Annotated in this window: 15 protein-coding genes; 1 reads left to right on the forward strand and 14 read right to left on the reverse strand. The window is 69.7% G+C overall.

Going from position 1 to position 14990, the window contains the following annotated elements:
- Positions 1-672: 672 nt before the first annotated feature.
- The 8 genes from KL771_RS26990 to KL771_RS27025 all read right to left on the reverse strand — a co-directional run bounded on the left by KL771_RS26990 (position 673) and on the right by KL771_RS27025 (position 9134).
- Positions 673-1920: an MFS transporter gene (locus KL771_RS26990; protein WP_261971622.1), complete on the reverse strand. Its 1248-nt coding sequence runs from the start codon at positions 1918-1920 to the stop codon at positions 673-675.
- A 217-nt stretch (positions 1921-2137) separates the two neighbouring features.
- Positions 2138-3043 carry a LysR family transcriptional regulator gene (locus KL771_RS26995; protein WP_261971623.1) on the reverse strand — a complete coding sequence of 302 codons (906 nt, stop codon included), beginning with the start codon at positions 3041-3043 and terminating at the stop codon, positions 2138-2140.
- A gap of 49 nt (positions 3044-3092) precedes the next feature.
- Positions 3093-3869, reverse strand: a complete 777-nt coding sequence (locus KL771_RS27000; protein WP_261971624.1) for an enoyl-CoA hydratase-related protein — start codon at positions 3867-3869, stop codon at positions 3093-3095.
- An 85-nt stretch (positions 3870-3954) separates the two neighbouring features.
- Positions 3955-5115: a CaiB/BaiF CoA transferase family protein gene (locus tag KL771_RS27005; protein WP_261971650.1), complete on the reverse strand. Its 1161-nt coding sequence runs from the start codon at positions 5113-5115 to the stop codon at positions 3955-3957.
- A gap of 2 nt (positions 5116-5117) precedes the next feature.
- On the reverse strand, positions 5118-6470 hold the full coding sequence (locus KL771_RS27010; protein ID WP_261971625.1) for an FAD-dependent oxidoreductase: 1353 nt from the start codon (positions 6468-6470) through the stop codon (positions 5118-5120).
- 12 nt (positions 6471-6482) lie between these two features.
- On the reverse strand, positions 6483-7322 hold the full coding sequence (locus KL771_RS27015; protein ID WP_261971626.1) for an ABC transporter permease: 840 nt from the start codon (positions 7320-7322) through the stop codon (positions 6483-6485).
- Positions 7319-8092: an ABC transporter ATP-binding protein gene (locus KL771_RS27020; RefSeq protein ID WP_390867847.1), complete on the reverse strand. Its 774-nt coding sequence runs from the start codon at positions 8090-8092 to the stop codon at positions 7319-7321. The genes KL771_RS27015 and KL771_RS27020 overlap by 4 nt, the downstream gene beginning before the upstream one ends.
- A 13-nt stretch (positions 8093-8105) precedes the next feature.
- Complete coding sequence (locus KL771_RS27025; protein WP_261971627.1) at positions 8106-9134, reverse strand: ABC transporter substrate-binding protein; 1029 nt, start codon at positions 9132-9134, stop codon at positions 8106-8108.
- A gap of 285 nt (positions 9135-9419) precedes the next feature.
- On the opposite strand from KL771_RS27025, the gene KL771_RS27030 reads away from it, so the two are divergent.
- Positions 9420-9845, forward strand: a complete 426-nt coding sequence (locus KL771_RS27030) for a deoxycytidylate deaminase (protein WP_261971628.1) — start codon at positions 9420-9422, stop codon at positions 9843-9845.
- 18 nt (positions 9846-9863) lie between these two features.
- Here KL771_RS27030 and KL771_RS27035 read toward each other — a convergent pair whose 3' ends face one another.
- The 6 genes from KL771_RS27035 to KL771_RS27060 form a co-directional block, all read right to left on the reverse strand.
- Positions 9864-10577: an NAD(P)H-dependent oxidoreductase gene (locus KL771_RS27035; RefSeq protein ID WP_261971629.1), complete on the reverse strand. Its 714-nt coding sequence runs from the start codon at positions 10575-10577 to the stop codon at positions 9864-9866.
- A gap of 85 nt (positions 10578-10662) precedes the next feature.
- Positions 10663-11589: a hypothetical protein gene (locus tag KL771_RS27040; RefSeq protein WP_261971630.1), complete on the reverse strand. Its 927-nt coding sequence runs from the start codon at positions 11587-11589 to the stop codon at positions 10663-10665.
- A 17-nt stretch (positions 11590-11606) separates the two neighbouring features.
- Complete coding sequence (locus tag KL771_RS27045) at positions 11607-12497, reverse strand: branched-chain amino acid ABC transporter permease (RefSeq protein WP_160321273.1); 891 nt, start codon at positions 12495-12497, stop codon at positions 11607-11609.
- Positions 12490-13287: an ABC transporter ATP-binding protein gene (locus KL771_RS27050; protein ID WP_261971631.1), complete on the reverse strand. Its 798-nt coding sequence runs from the start codon at positions 13285-13287 to the stop codon at positions 12490-12492. The genes KL771_RS27045 and KL771_RS27050 overlap by 8 nt, the downstream gene beginning before the upstream one ends.
- Before the next feature lie 5 nt (positions 13288-13292).
- Positions 13293-14300 carry a branched-chain amino acid ABC transporter permease gene (locus KL771_RS27055; protein ID WP_261971632.1) on the reverse strand — a complete coding sequence of 336 codons (1008 nt, stop codon included), beginning with the start codon at positions 14298-14300 and terminating at the stop codon, positions 13293-13295.
- Positions 14272-14985, reverse strand: coding sequence for an ABC transporter ATP-binding protein (locus KL771_RS27060; protein ID WP_261971633.1), 714 nt, complete (start codon positions 14983-14985; stop codon positions 14272-14274). Before KL771_RS27060 ends, KL771_RS27055 begins: the two co-directional genes overlap by 29 nt.
- Between the last annotated feature and the right edge of the window lie 5 nt (positions 14986-14990).

Here is a 14990-nt window from a genome sequence, read left to right on the forward strand (position 1 = left end):
GCCGCAACAGGCTCCGAAGCTGCGGTCCGGATACGGGCCGATCCGGCCGGCCGCCAGACCGACCCCCTCATCCGCCCGTCGGGCACCTTCTCCCCCCACGGGGGGAGAAGGGTTTAACCCGTTGAGAGAACGCAGAAAACATCGCCCCCGACCCGCGGCTCCTTCCCCTTCTCCCCCTTGGGGGGGAGAAGGTCGCCGAAGGCGGGATGAGGGGGCCGATGCCGCAACAGGCTCCGAAGCTGCGGTCCGGATACGGGCCGATCCGGCCGGCCGCCAGACCGACCCCCTCATCCGCCCTTCGGGCACCTTCTCCCCCCACGGGGGGAGAAGGGTTTAACCCGTTTAGAGATCGCAGGATTCATCGCCCCCGACCCGCGGCTCCTTCCCCTTCTCCCCCCACGGGGGGAGAAGGGGTTAACCCCTTGAGAGATTGCAGAAACATCGCCCCGGATCCGGCGGCTCCATCCCCTTCTCCCCCCAAGGGCGGAGAAGGGAGATAACCCGTTCAAGGATCGTACAAACCCGCCTCCGATCCTTCCGCCCCGCCGCCAAGGGGGAAAAGGGGATTGATCCGCCGATCGGGGATACGGACCTGTCGCAGGTCCGGTCCCCAGGAGCCCTGATCTGCAACCCGGGGCCGGGCGGTCCGCTGAGGCAGGTGCGGCGGGCGCGTCAGGCGCGGGTGGGCGTCGCCGGGGCGGCGGGGCGGCCGAAGGTGTTGAGGTCGAGGGCGACCAGGCGCGGGGCGGTGCGGGAGACGGCGGCCACGACCGCGAGGGTCACGACGCCGCCGGCCCAGACGGCGCGGGCCGGGCCGAGCCAGGCGGCGGCGAGGCCGCTTTCGACGGCGCCGAGTTCGTTGGACGAACCGATGAACACCATCCGGACCGCAGCGATGCGGCCGCGCAGATGCTCGGGCGATGCGAGCCGGACGATCGACTGGCGGATGACCACGCTCATGCCGTCGCACAGGCCGGAGACGAACAGGGCGGCCAGCGACAGGAGGAAGCTCTCCGACAGGCCGAACACGATCATCGAGAGGCCGAAGCCGGCGATGATGCCGTGCAGGGCCAGGCCGGCATGGGCCTTGGGCAGAAAGCGGGTCGCGGCCAGGGCGGCGGTCAGCGAGCCGGCCGCGGCGGCGGCGCGCAGAACCCCGAAGCCGGTCGGGCCGACCTGCAGGATGTCGGTGGCGAAGACCGGCAGCAGGGCCGCCGCGCCGCCGAAGAAGACGGCGAAGAGATCGAGCGCCATCGAGCCGACCAGGACCTGGTTGCCGAACACGAAGGCGATGCCCTCGCGGATCGCCGTGACGGCGCCGACCGGGCGGGCGGGTCTCTCGGGCGTCGGCTTCGGCGCGATGCCGAACGAGACGGCGCCGAGCACCAGGGCGAACAGGCCGGCCAGGACCGCATAGGCGGCGGAGGGGCCGGCGGCGGCCCAGACGAAACCCATCGCCGCCGGACCGACGATGTCGGCGGAGCGGTTGGCCATCGCGATAGTGGGAATGCCGGCGAAGATCTGCTCGACCGGCAGCACCTGCGCTTCCAACCCGGTCGTCGCCGGGGTCTGGAAGGCCTTGACCGAGGCGGCCATGAAGGCGACGGCGAGCAGGAAGGCGAGCGTCGGGCCGGCCGCCGAGGCGAGCGCCAGCCCTCCCGCCAGCAGGGTCAGGGCGGCCGCGCAGGCGATCACAATCAGGCGCCGGTTCAGGATGTCGGCGAGATGCCCGCCATAGAGCACCAGCGTGATGCCCGGCAGGGCCTCGGCGAGGCCGAGTGCGGCCAGATCGAGCGGTTCCTTGCGCAGCGCATAGACCTGGTAGCCGAGCAGCACCAGAAGCGCGGAAGCCGCAAAGCGCTGCACCGTCACCGAGGCGAGATAGAACCGGAATTCGCGGTTGGCCCAGATGCCCTGCATGTCGCGTCCCGTCTCGTCCCGCCCCGACGCAGCGATGGTTCTGCGTCCCGGCGGTTTGTGTCGCACCTAACCATCCGGTCGACCACCCCGCCGCCGGCATGGTGGCGATGTGGCAATGAAGGACCGCATGGCGGTTCGGCGGGAGGCCGCGGCCGTCCGTCCGTATAGACGGCGGCCGGGGCCTGGAAGCGGGCCATTCCGATCCCGCCTCGGGGCCTCACACCGCGGCGAGCTTGTTCAGGTCCTCGGCAAGACGGCGCGCGAGTTGGCCGGCGGGCGGCGACAGGTCGCGCTGGCTGGGGACGACCAGGCCGAGCTTCAGGGTGTTGATGGCCGGGGAATTGAGCGGCCGCCAGGCGATATCGCCGAGCTCGATCTCGTGCAGGAAACCGAGCCTTGTGAAGAAGGCGAGCCCCATATTGAGCATGATGGCGAGCTTCAGCATCTGGATCGAGTTCGACTGGATCATCGGCTTCAGCTGGCTCTTGAAGGTGGCGAAGGCAGCATCGACATCGGCCCCGCGCGGCAGCGGACCCGACTGGGTCAGGATCGGGTAGCGCGTCACCTCGTCGAAATCGACCGACAGGCGCGAGGCGAGCGGGTGGTCGGCGCGCATGACGACGCCGATCGGCGCGGAGACCTCGGTCAGGTAGCGCAGCGAGGCGGGCAGGTGGCCGACGAAGGTGAAGCCGATGTCGATCTCGCCGCCGGCCACCATCGCGGTGACCTCCGGCGGCTGGACCGCCAGCACCGTGTAGGTGACGGCCGGGAAATCGACCCGGAACCGGTCGATGGCACGGGGCAGGAAGTCGACCAGCAGCGAATCGACCGCCGCGATGCCGATATGGCCGGAGCGGGCGGCCTTCAGCCCGTCGATGGCGACACGGACGCGGTCGAAATCGTGCAGCGTGTCGGCGACGTGGCGCAGCAGCAATTCGCCGGCGACCGTCAGGCGCATGCCGGAGGGCAAACGGTCGAACAGCGGCGTGCCGAGATCGGCCTCCAGGTTCAGGATCTGCCGGTTGAGCGCGCTCGCCGCGACGTTGAGCGCGGCGGCGGCCTTGCGCACCGAGCCGACCCGCGTCACCTCCCGGAAGTAATAGAGCGCGGCGGCATGGAGCATCGGCGGACGGATCCCGGGGCGGTGGCGACCGCCCCATTTGAGGGCAAGTTCAGCGCCCCTTCCAGACCGGCTTGCGCTTCTCCACGAAGGCGCGCACGCCCTCGTTGGAATCTTCCGATTGCAGCGCCTCGACCAGGGCCGGCAGCCGCAGCGCCTGCGCCTCGGCGGCCGAAAGATGGGCGGAGCGCCGCACGACCTGCTTGATGGCGCGCACCGACAGCGGCGCGCAGGCGAGGATATCGGCGAGCCAGCGCTCCACGGCGGCGTCGAGTTCGGCGCGCGGGGCGACCTCGTTGACGATGCCGAGCGCCAGCGCTTCCGGCGCCTTGATGCGGCGGCCGGTCAGCATCAGCCCCATGGCGGCGCGGAACGGGATTTGCCGCTGCAGGAGCGTCATGCCGCCGTCGAGCGGCAGCCGCCCGACCCGGGCCTCGGGCAGCGAGAAGGTCGCCTCCTCGGCGGCCACGACGATGTCGCAGCCGAGCACCATCTCGAAGCCGCCGCCGGCGGCATGGCCGTTGACCCGGGCGATCACCGGCACGTCGAGGCTCTGGCGCAGCGCGATGCCGCCGAAACCGTTCGGCCGCGCCATCGCCCAGTATTCGAGTCCGGAGGCGCCGCTGCCGCCCTTCATGTCGGCGCCAGTCGAGAAGGCCCGGTCGCCGGCCCCGGTCAGTACCACGGCGCGCACGTCCCGGTCGGCCTCGATCGCGGACCAGATGCGGTCCAACTCCCGCTCGGAGGCCGCGTCGATCGCGTTCAGCACCTCCGGCCGGTCGATGGTGACGCGGGCGACATGGTCGGTGACCTCGAAATGGATCGGCATGCTGGTTCCTTCGAAGATCCGTCGAACGGATTCGAACGGCAGCGGGAAAATTGCAACCGGCCGGCGCCTCGGCGGCGCGCGGCGCCTACTCCGCCGCCCGCGCGGCGCCGAGGCCGATCTCGGCCAGGACTTCGGCGGTATGCCGGCCGAGATCGGCCGGGGGTATCCGGATGGCCACCGGCGCGGCCTCCATGTGGACCGGCGAGCCGACCACGCGGACGCGCTCCTTTTCGCCGTCGACCTCCAGGACCATACCGTTGATGGCGGTCTGCTCGTCGTCGAGCGCCTCGGCGAGCGAGCGCACCGGCGCGCACAGGAGGTCCTGCGCCTCCAGCCGTTCGAGCCAATGAGCGGTCGTCTCGGCGGCGAAGCGTTCCCGGAAGATGGCATGCAGGGCCGGCTTGTTGGCGACCTGGTCGGCATGGGCGGCGAAGCGCGGGTCGGTCGAAAGATCGTCGATCTCCAGGGCCCGGGAGATGTCGGCGAGCGGATTGGCCTTGAACGCGCCGACCAGCACCACGGCGCCGTCGCGGGTCGGGAAGACGCCGGACAGCGGCATCGCGCCCCAGTTCACCTCGCGCCCGCGCATCATGTGGGCGGCGGCCTCCTGGGTCTGAGCGGCCAGCATGGAATCGAGCAGGGAGACGCTGATCCGCTGCCCCTTGCCGGTCTTCGCCCGCTGCAGCAGCGCGAGCAGCACGCCCTGCACCAGATGCATGCCGGCCGAATAGTCGGCGAAGGTGGTCGAATGGATGGCGAGCGGCAGATGCGGGTCGGCGCGCCGATGCATCACGCCCGACATGGCCTGGGCCAGCACGTCCTGGCCGCCCTTGTGGGCATAGGGTCCGGTCAGCCCGAAGCCGGTGCCGACCGCATAGATCAGCCGCGGATTGAGCCTGGCCATGTCCTCGTAACCGAAGCCGAGCCGCTCCATCACGCCGGCGCGGAAGTTGTTGACGACCACGTCGGCGGTCGCGACCAGCCGCAGCACCGCCTCGCGGCCCTCCGGGCTGCGGGTATCGAGCACAATCGAGCGCTTGTTGCGGTTGAGCGAGCAGTAGACCGGGCCGAGCAGGCCGGCCGGATCGTTCGGGAAGGCGGTGCGGGACAGGTCCCCGGTGCCGGGCTTCTCGATCTTGATCACGTCGGCGCCGTAGTCGGCCAGCATCTGGGTCGCAACCGGCCCCATCATGACCTGGGTGAAGTCGATGACGCGGATGCCGGAGAGCGGAAGATCGTCGGGCATGCTCACGCGGCCGTCTCCATGATGCGCGCATTGGCCGAGGGGATGTCGCCCGGATCGCCACCCTGGGCGCGGACGCGGGCGCAGATCGCCGCCGGGTCGACCTTGCGCGGGCTGATGCCGCCGGAAACGGCGAGCGCCGCGGCGACGCCGGCCGACTGGCCCATCGACATGCAGGGCGGGATCTCGCGCGACAGCTTCTGGGCGGATTCGGTCGCCGAATAGTGCCGGCCGGCGACCAGCAGGCCGTCGACCTCCTTCGGCAGCAGGGCGCGGTAGGGGGTGTAGTAGTCGCGGCCGCGCGCCACCGTGTCGTGGAAATGGACGCGGTGGTTCACGTCGTCCTTGGTGACGACATATTCGCCTTCGAGCAGGCGGGTCTGGCGGACGCCGAGCTGCGGCGCCACGTCGATGACATGGGCCTTCGCGAAGCCCGGCATGTTGGCGCGGACGAAATCGACCAGCGCATAGATGCGGTTGCGGCCTTCGAAATCGGCGCGGGTCTGGTCCTCGACCTTGAGCGCGTCGAGCCCGGTCATGTGCGGGCAGTTGCACCAGACCACGCCCGGCAGCGGCGTCCTCAGCCACCAGCGCTCCCAGGAGCCGCCGACGACGCGGCGCGCCTGCTTGTCGATGCGGGCGAATTCCTCCGGCGCCTCGTAGCGGAAGCGCTCGGCCTCGTCGGCATCGACGCCGCCGAGACGGAACACGGTGGTGACCATGTAGGCGCCGTCGGTGAATTTGGCGCCGGCCGAGGCGGCCACGTCGAGATCGCCGGAGGTGTCGATGATCACGTCGCCCAGGATCGCCTGGCGGCCGGCCTTGGTCTCGCAGATCACGCCGCGGATGCGGCCGTCGCGCACGATCGCGCTGGAGAACCAGGAATGCAGCCGCACGTCGACGCCGCTCTCGGCGATCATGTCGTTGGAGACGCGCTTCCAGCCGTCCGGATCGAAGGCGGCGGCCATCACGATGGCGTTCGGCTTGGTGTCGGTGCGGAAGTCGAACAGGCCCCAGGAGGCCCAGCGCTTGTAGGTGTCCCAGCCCTGCCGGCGGTCCTCCTCGGGCGGGTAGACGCAGGCGCCGACCCGGGCCATGCGCTCGATCATCTCCATGCACAGGCCGGTGACGGTGACCTCCTGGCCGTTGTTCATGTCGTCGAGCACCAGCACCATGCCGCCGGAGGCGAGGCCGCCCAGATAGGGATAACGCTCGATCAGCGTCACCGAGCAGCCTTCGCGGCGCGCCGCGATGGCGGCCGAGAAGCCGGCGGGACCGCCGCCGACCACGACCACGTCGGAGCGGCGCACGACGGGCACGTTGCCGGGCGTTTCGGGAATGAAATCAAGAGACTGCATGATGGTCTCCGGTCATGGTGCAGGCTGCCAGCGCACGGCAAGGCGCTCGGCAAGCGTGATGGCGAGGAAGAACAGGACCGAGAAGGCGGACCCGACGATCACGGTGGCGTAGAGCATCGCGCTGTCGAAATTGTAGGTCGACTGGATGATCAGCGCGCCGATGCCGGTGGTCGAGCCGATCCATTCGCCGACGATGGCGCCGATGACCGCGGTCGAGGCGGCGATCTTCAGGGCCGAGAAGAGATACGGCACGGCGTTGAGCAGGCGGAGCTTGAAGAAGATCTCGGTATTCGAGGCCGACAGGACCTTCATCAATTCGAGCGACTGCGGGTTCACCGATTCCAGTCCGCGCACCATGTTGACCAGCGTCGGGAAGAAGCAGATCAGCGCCGCGATGGCGATCTTCGGCTCCATGCCGTTGCCGAGCAGCAGCACCAGGATCGGCGCCTTGGCGACGACCGGGATGGTGTTGATCAGCACCACGACGGGAAAGAAGGCCTGTTCGGCCGATTTCGAATGCACGAAGACGGTGGCGATGACGATCGCGGCCAGATTGCCGAGCAGGAACCCGGAGATGGATTCGATGGCGGTCGGCAGCAGGTTGACCATCAGCACATCGAACTTGGCGACCAGCGTGGTGGCGACCAGATAGGGCGACGGCGCCACGAAGGTCGGCACCTTGAGGACGTAGACCAGCAGCGCCCAGACCCCGATCAGGGCGGCGATGCCCAGCGCCGGCAGCACCCGGCGTTTCAGGCGCGTGCGGGCGAGCCCGCGCCGGTAGGCGGCCTCGGCGGCCGCAACGGCGGCGGCGCGGGCCTCGAAACGGACGGTGTCGGGCGCGGCGTTCAATGGGTGCTCCCGAGATGGGCGCGCAGGCGCGCGGCGATCGCGACGAATTCGGGCGTGTCACGGACCGCGAGTTCGCGGTTGCGCGGCAGTTCGATCGGCTGCAGCGCGGCGACCCGGCCCGGATTGGCGGCGAGCACCAGCACCTGGTCGGCGAGGAACACCGCCTCGTAGACCGAATGGGTCACGAACAGGATGGTGGTGCCGGTCTCCGCCCAGATGCGGCGCAGTTCCGCATTGAGGCGGTCGCGGGTGAATTCGTCGAGCGCGCCGAAGGGCTCGTCCATCAGGAGAAGCCGCGGCCCGCCGAGAAGCGCCCGGGCGATCGAGACGCGCTGGCGCATGCCGCCCGAGAGTTCGTGCGGATAGCTGTTCTCCCAGCCGGACAGGCCGACCAGCGCCAGCAGTTCCTTCGGGGTTGCGGCACCGGCGGGAAGCGCCCGCCGGCCGCCGACTTCGAGCGGCAATTCGACATTCTGCAGCGCCGTGCGCCAGGGCAGCAGGGCCGCATCCTGGAACACGAAGCCGAGCGAACGCCCGCGCCGGGCCTCGGCCGGAGAGGTGCCGAGGACCGAGATGCGCCCTTCCGAGGGAGCGATCAGGTCCGCGACGACCCGGAGCAGCGTGGACTTGCCGCAGCCGGAGGGGCCGAGCAGGCTGGTGAACCCGCCCGGGGCGACCGAGAAGGACACGTCCTCGAGGGCGGTCACGGTGCGCCGCTCGCTCATGAAGCGGACCGAGATGCCCCGGCAGTCGACGGCGGGCGCGCTCATCCTGTCGGGCCCGTCAGCCGAGCTTGATGCGGGCGTCGGCCGTCGCCTTGAGGATGTCCATGGTGACGACCTCCTCCAGCTTGGGCACGCGCTTGGTGAACTGGCCGAGCTCGGCATAGAGCGCGATCTGCTCCTGCCAGACGGCCGGGTCCATGGTGCCGAAGCCTTCGGTCTTGGTCTTCTCGCCGAAGGCATATTGCAGCATGATCTTGACCGCATCGATCTCGTCGGCACGGACCAGATTGGGGAATTCCTTGACCAGGAAGTCGACCGCCTTCTCCTGGTTGTCGCGGGCATAGGTCCAGCCGCGCGCCGAGGCGGTCAGGAACTTGGCGAGCACCTCGGGCTTCTTGGCGATGGTCTCGGCTGTGGCGTAGTAGGGCAGGGCATAGAGGCGCACGCCGGTATCCCACAGGCGCATCTCGACGCGCTGGTCGCCCAGCACCTTCAGCGCCGTGGTGTTGGTCAGCCAGCCGGTGACCACGTCGACCTGGCCGGTCAGCAGCGGGGCCATGTCGGCGCCGATCGTGACGATGGTCACGTCCTTCTCGGCGATCTTGTTCTTGGCGAGCAGCGCGCGCAGCAGGATGACGCCGGTCGCCTGGATGCCGACCTTCTTGCCGATCAGATCCTTCGGCTCCTTCACCGGGTTCTTCTTCAGTGAGAAGAAGGTGTAGGGATGGACCTGCGCGCCGGTGGCGAAGCACTTGATCGGGATGTCCTGCGAGGCGGCGAGCATCAGCGACGGGCTCGACGAGACCTGCCCGACCTCGAAGCGCCCGGCCGCGACCACGGCGACGCCGTCGATATTCGGTCCGCCCGGCTGGAACTTCAGGTCCAGCCCCTCGGCCTCGTAGTAGCCGAGCGCCTTGGCGCAGACTTCGCCGATCTGGTTGCCGGACAGGAGCCAGCCGAGCTGAAGGTTCACGGTCGGCCGCGCCTGGGCATGGCTCTCGATGGTCAGCAGCGGTCCGAAACCGGCCGCGCCGGCAGCAATGGCGCCGGCCCCTTTCAACATCTGGCGTCGATCGATGCGTGTCACGGCAGGGGCCCCCTCGGGTTCAGGACGTCTGCGTCCGGCTTCCGTCACAGAAGTGAAACACCGAAGGGGTGTGCGCGATAGAACCAAGTTTCGAAAGATGCGTGCGCAAATTCCGCACGCGACCATTTTCCCGCCAGCTGTCGCATGTTTGCGCGGTACGGCCGGTCGCGGCCGCGCGAATTGGCGCCGGAATGGGCAGGGCGGGGGTGGTTCGGGTTCGACTGGCGGGACTTGACGCCCGACCGATCGGATCGCGATCCTGGATGGACGACAAGGGAGAACGATGTGAAAGACACGGACTTGATGGCGCTGGCGCAACGGGCGGCGGGGGGGAGCCCGAACCGGGTGCGGCAGGTCGGGGCGGCGGTGTTTCTGTGCGACGGCGGCGAGCCGATCGCGGCCTGCAACACCTTTCCGGCCGGGGTCGCCGATCTCGACTGGCGCCACGAGGGCGACGGCCGTTTCGTCTGGATGGAACATGCCGAGCGCAATGCCGTCTATGCCGCCGCCCGGGCCGGGCGGGCGCTCGACGGGGCGACGCTGGCGACCAGTTTCTTTCCGTGCATCGACTGTGCGCGGGCGATCGTGCAGACCGGCATCGCCCGGCTGGTCACGCCCGAACCGGCCCTGGAGGATCCCGTCTGGGGCACGGCCTTCCTGCGCTCCCGCGTCATCCTGGAGGAGGGCGGGGTCGAACTGGCGTTCCTGTAAGGTAGGGCGGATGTCCGCTCAGCCGGAGCGGGCCCAGGCGGCGGCGCCGACCGAGGCGAGGGCGTCTTCGAGCGGCGGGGCGGCCGGTGCCGAGGCGAGGGCCTCGACGAGGCGCGCCTGCCAGGCGGCGAGATAGGCGGCGCGGTCCTCCGGCGTCACGCGCGGCGCCGCATAGGCGACGAAGGGCTCCATCACCTCATAGCCCATATATTGCAGGAACAGCCGCTCGACCGGATAGAGCACGGTGCCGATCGGGCCGTAGACGCCCTCCGGCGAGAAGCGCTCGGGCGTGCCGCCGGTGGTCACCGAGAAGACCGCGCGGCGGCCCTTGAACAGGCCGGTATCGAAGCGGCGGCCGTCGACATAGGCGAAGCCGTAGGCGAGCACGCGCTCGCACCAGCCCTTCAGGATCGCCGGCGGGCTGCCCCACCAGAGCGGGAACTGCAGTACGAGCAGGTCGGCACGCCGCACCCGTTCCTGCTCGCGGACGATCTCGGCCGAGAAGCCGCCATGGCGGGCGGCATGTTCCTGTTCGCGCTGGTAGTGGAACCGCTCCGGATCGGCGCAGGTGGTGAAATCGTGCCGGCCGGCGACCGGGTCGAACCCTTCCGCGAAAAGATCGGAGACCTCGGCCGTATGACCGGCGGCCTCGATCGCCGCGACGGCGGCCGCGGTCAGGGCGGCGTTGAAGCTCTGCGGTTCCGGATGGGCGTGGACGATCAGGACGTGCATGCGGCCTCCGGCCGAAGGGGAGACCGGCCGGAGGCGCCGGCCGGGTCTGAAAGGATCGTTCGGATGCCGACCGGCGGGCGTGGCGCTATTCGGCTGCCGCCGCCGCCGGGGCCGGCATCGGGTAGTCGTCGGCGTTCAGGACCCAGCCGGGCTTCAGCGAGAAGTCGATGCGCGGCGGCGAGAAGATGTCGACCAACTGGTTCACGCCCGGCTCCATGCCGCGCGAGGTGTGGATGGCCGGCGGCGGGATCACGCACAGCGACGGGGCCGGGCAGAGCGCATGCTCGTCGGCACGCCACTGGGTCATGTCGAAGGTCCAGGGCCAGCGCAGGTGATGGGTGAAGCTGCCTTCCAGCGCCAGCGAGCCCTGCTCGAAATCGTCGTGGTAGTGCGGCGACAGCTTGCGGATGTCGCGCGGGCCGACCTGCGGCGGCAGGAAATTGACCATCAGGTTGGTGGTGCGCCAGATGCGGCCGAAGCGGCCGGGCTCGTCGGGTACGTCGAGCGAATAGGCGCGCAGGCGGTAGCCGCCGGCCGGCTCCGGCCAGGCCTCGAAGGGCGGCACGTTCGGGTGCTGGTCGGCATAGGAGCCGGCATTGCTCGCCGCCGCGGCCAGATCGGCGGCCTTCGTCGAGAAGATGCGCACCAGGATGCCGCCGTCCGGCAGCGTGACGGCGCTGTCGCCGGGCGGCACGACGATCAGCGCATAGCCGTCGCTCGAGATCGTGTCGGGGCCGGCCGAGACGGTGGCGGCGGTGTCGCGGTTCGGCAGCAGGGCGACATATTCGTCGGGATGGCTGGTCCGGGAGAAGACCGCGCCCGGCCGGGCCTCGGTATAGGCGACCAGGAAATTCTGCCCGCGGGTCAGCCAGGTGCGGCCGTGGGCGTCGTCGACCTGCGGCGCGTCGGCATGGAAATGGCCGTATTCGGCGCCCGCAAAGGTGGTCGGCGCCGGCTTGGGGGCGGCGGAAGGCGCATTCAGGGCGGATCGGGGATCGGACTTGTCGTACATGACGGGCTCCGTCGGGGTCAGTGCGCCTTCGGCTTCAGGCCGGCGAAGAGGCCGGACGGGAACAGGAAGAGCACGAAGAGGAGGGCGGTCAGCGCCGCGACATTCTTGAAGCCGGCGCCGAGCAGCACGATCGCGACCGCCTGCAGCACGCCGAGCAGGATGCCGCCGGCGAGCGCGCCTGCGGCATTGCCGAAGCCGCCGATGATCGCCGCGATGAAGCCGGAGACGCCGAAGGGCGTGCCGCTGTTGAAGGCGATCGCCTGCATCGGGGTGACCAGGATGCCGGCGACCGCGCCGAGCGCGGCGGAGAGCGCGAAGGACAGCAGCAGCATCGCGCCGACCGGAATGCCGAGCAGCGCCGCGGCCTCGCGGTTCTGCGAGCAGGCGCGCAGCGCCCGCCCGGCCCGGGTGCGGGTGAAGAACAGCCAGAGCAGGCCGACCATCAGCGCGCCGCAGCCGACGATCCAGAACAGCTGGTAGGGGATCGCGATGGCGCCGATCTTGAGCGGGCCACCGAGGGTGAATTCCTGGAAGGTGTGCGGCTGCTCGTCGACGGTCAGGATGGTGATCCGCTCGATCATGATCTGGGTGGCGAGCGTCGCCAGGATGATGGCGAAGAGCGGCGAGCCGCGGTTCCACATCGGCCTGACCACCAGCACCTCCATCAGCAGCCCGACCAGGGCCACGAAGGGCACCGCGATCAGGAAGGCGATCGGCAGCGGCAGGTGGAACTTGCGCAGCAGCACCTCGCAGGCCATGCCGCCGAGCATGACGAAGACGCCTTGCGCGAAGTTGACGATGCCGCTGGCATTGTAGATGACGCAGAAGCCGATGCCGACGAGGCCGTAGATGAGGCCCACTCCGACGCCGTTGACGAGGCTCTGGATGAATTGCACGGCGTCAGGCATGGGCGGGCTCCGCGCCGTCATCCGCGACGGCTTCCGTGCCGCCCAGATAGGCGGCGAGAACATCCGGGTGGACCTTGATCTCCGCGGGGCTGCCCTCGGCGATCTTGCGTCCGAAATCGATCACCACGATGCGCCGGGCGACCTTCATCACGAGGCTCATGTCGTGCTCGACCAGCAGCACGGTGACGCCGCGGCCGTTGATCCGCTCGATCACGTCGGCGAGCGCCGCGGTCTCCTGGGTGTTGAGGCCGGCGGCGGGTTCGTCGAGGAGCAGGAGGCGCGGCTCGGCGGCGAGCGCGCGGGCGACCTCCAGGAGCCGCTGCTGGCCGTAGGGCAGCTTGCCGGCGGGCAGGTCGGCGACGCCGGACAGGCCGACGAATTCGAGCAGGTCCCGGGTCTTCTCGGCGACCTCGGCCTCCTGGGCCCGCGCCCAGCCGGGCCGGAACAGGGCCGCGAAGACGCCGCCGCGCGAGACCCGGTGGAAGCCGACGGCGACGTTGTCGCGCACCGAAAGATCGGCGAAGAGCTGGACCAGCTGGTAGGTGCGGACCAGTCCGGCGCCCGCCACCACATGCTGCGGGCGGCCGGTGATGATCTGGCCGTCGAAGCGGACCTCGCCCGAGGTCGGCGTCAGCGCGCCCGAAATGGCGTTGAACAGCGTGGTCTTGCCGGCGCCGTTCGGGCCGATCACCGCGAAGATCGCGCCTTCCTCGACATCGAAGCCGATCCGGTCGTTGGCGACCAGGCCGCCGAACCGCATGGTCAGGTCGTTGACGGAGAGCAGGGCCATGGCGGTCACTTCGCAATCGCCCGGGCGGGCGCGCCGGACGGGGTCGGGAGCGCGGCCTTGGGCCGGCGGGCGAACAGGCTGCCGAGCCCGGCGAGGCCCTTCGGGGCGAAGATCAGGAGCGCGATCAGGGCCATGGAATAGACCACGTCCTGCAGCTCCTTCAGGCCGCGCAGGAATTCCGGCAGCATCAACACCATGATGGCGCCGACGATCGGCCCCCAGGTGGTGCCGATGCCGCCGAGGAAAAGCATGGTGAAGCTCTGGATCACCATGGCGGCGCCGAACACTTCCGGGCTGATGAAGCCGACGAAATGGGCGAACAGCGAGCCGGCCGCGGAGGCATAGAGCGCCGCGATGACGAAGGCGGCGAGCTTGTAGCGGGCGACATCGATGCCGAGCGCACGGGCGGCGGGCTCCGATCCGGCGATGGCGCGCAGCGCCCGGCCGAAGCGGCTGTCGCGCAGGCGCACCGAGATCCAGACGCCGAGCAGCATCAGGAGCGTCAGCGCGACCAGCATCTGCTTTTCGTTGGCGAGTTCGAACTTCCAGACACCGAGCGGCGGGATGCCCGAGATGCCCATGTAGCCCTGGGTCAGGCTGTTCCACTCGATACTGATCTCGTAGGTGATCAGGCCGAGCGCGAAGGTCGCCATGGCGAGATAGTGGCCGCGCAGCTTCAGGGTCGGCAGGCCGACCAGATAGGCGACCAGGCCGGCGAAGACCATCGAGACCAGGAAGGCGGCGAGCGGATCCCAGTAGTGGTTGCCGCACAGGATCGCCGTGCCGTAGCCGCCGAGCGCCGCGAAGGCGTTCTGCCCGAACGAGGCCTGCCCGGTATAGCCCATGAAGAAATTGAGGCCGGTGCAGAAGATGCCGTAGATCGCCGCGAAGCCGATCACGGTCACCACATAGCCCGACGAGGTCAGCCCGAAGGCCATCACGGCGAGCACGACGGCGACCGGCAGCAGGGCGCGCCAGCGTCGGTCAGTGGAGGTAGAAACGCGAGAGATCATGATGCGATCCAACTTCGCTGGCGGCCAGTTCGGCGACGATGCCGCCGAGCGAAAGGACATAGACGCGCTTGGCGAGCCGGAGCGCCTGCGGTGCCTTCTGCTCGACGAGCAGGATGCCGAGGCCGTCGCGGTTCAAGGTGCCGAGCGTGTCCAGGATTTCGGCGGCGACGCGCGGGGCGAGGCCGAGCGAAGGCTCGTCGAGCATCAGGAGCTTCGGCTTCGCCATCAGCGCGCGGCCGATGGCGAGCATCTGCTGCTCGCCGCCGGACAGAGAGGAGGCGGTCTGCCCGAAGCGTTCCTTGAGGCGCGGGAACAGCCGGAAGACCCCCTCCAGCCGCTCGTCCACGCTCTCGCCGGGCGCGATCGTATAGGCGCCGAGGATCAGGTTCTCGCGCACCGACATCTGCCCGAACAGGCCGCGGCCCTCCTGGACCAGGATGATGCCCTCGCGGGCCCGGCCGTGGGTCGACAGCCGGGTGATGTCGCGGCCGCGGAAGCGGACCCGCCCGGAGGCGGGCGTGAGCCGCATCGCGGCGCGCAGCATGGTCGACTTGCCGGCGCCGTTCGGCCCGAGCACGGTGACGAACTCGCCCTCCGCGACGGTCAGGCTGGTCGGTTTCAGGGCCTGAACCTGGCCGTAGGCGGCGGCCAGGTCGACGAGTTCGATCAGGGGAGTACCGGTCATTGCGG

It is taken from the genome of Prosthecodimorpha staleyi, assembly GCF_018729455.1.
GTDB lineage: Bacteria > Pseudomonadota > Alphaproteobacteria > Rhizobiales > Ancalomicrobiaceae > Prosthecodimorpha > Prosthecodimorpha staleyi.

Excerpts from the sequence above, each read along its gene's own strand:
- KL771_RS26990 (WP_261971622.1), bottom strand. The coding sequence starts at position 1,920 with ATGCAGGGCATCTGGGCCAACCGCGAATTCCGGTTCTATCTCGCCTCG.
- KL771_RS26995 (WP_261971623.1), bottom strand. The coding sequence starts at position 3,043 with ATGCTCCATGCCGCCGCGCTCTATTACTTCCGGGAGGTGACGCGGGTC.
- KL771_RS27000 (WP_261971624.1), bottom strand. The coding sequence starts at position 3,869 with ATGCCGATCCATTTCGAGGTCACCGACCATGTCGCCCGCGTCACCATC.
- KL771_RS27005 (WP_261971650.1), bottom strand. The coding sequence starts at position 5,115 with ATGCCCGACGATCTTCCGCTCTCCGGCATCCGCGTCATCGACTTCACC.
- KL771_RS27010 (WP_261971625.1), bottom strand. The coding sequence starts at position 6,470 with ATGCAGTCTCTTGATTTCATTCCCGAAACGCCCGGCAACGTGCCCGTC.
- KL771_RS27020 (WP_390867847.1), bottom strand. The coding sequence starts at position 8,092 with ATGAGCGCGCCCGCCGTCGACTGCCGGGGCATCTCGGTCCGCTTCATG.
- KL771_RS27035 (WP_261971629.1), bottom strand. The coding sequence starts at position 10,577 with ATGCACGTCCTGATCGTCCACGCCCATCCGGAACCGCAGAGCTTCAAC.
- KL771_RS27040 (WP_261971630.1), bottom strand. The coding sequence starts at position 11,589 with ATGTACGACAAGTCCGATCCCCGATCCGCCCTGAATGCGCCTTCCGCC.
- KL771_RS27045 (WP_160321273.1), bottom strand. The coding sequence starts at position 12,497 with ATGCCTGACGCCGTGCAATTCATCCAGAGCCTCGTCAACGGCGTCGGA.
- KL771_RS27050 (WP_261971631.1), bottom strand. The coding sequence starts at position 13,287 with ATGGCCCTGCTCTCCGTCAACGACCTGACCATGCGGTTCGGCGGCCTG.
- KL771_RS27055 (WP_261971632.1), bottom strand. The coding sequence starts at position 14,300 with ATGATCTCTCGCGTTTCTACCTCCACTGACCGACGCTGGCGCGCCCTG.
- KL771_RS27060 (WP_261971633.1), bottom strand. The coding sequence starts at position 14,985 with ATGACCGGTACTCCCCTGATCGAACTCGTCGACCTGGCCGCCGCCTAC.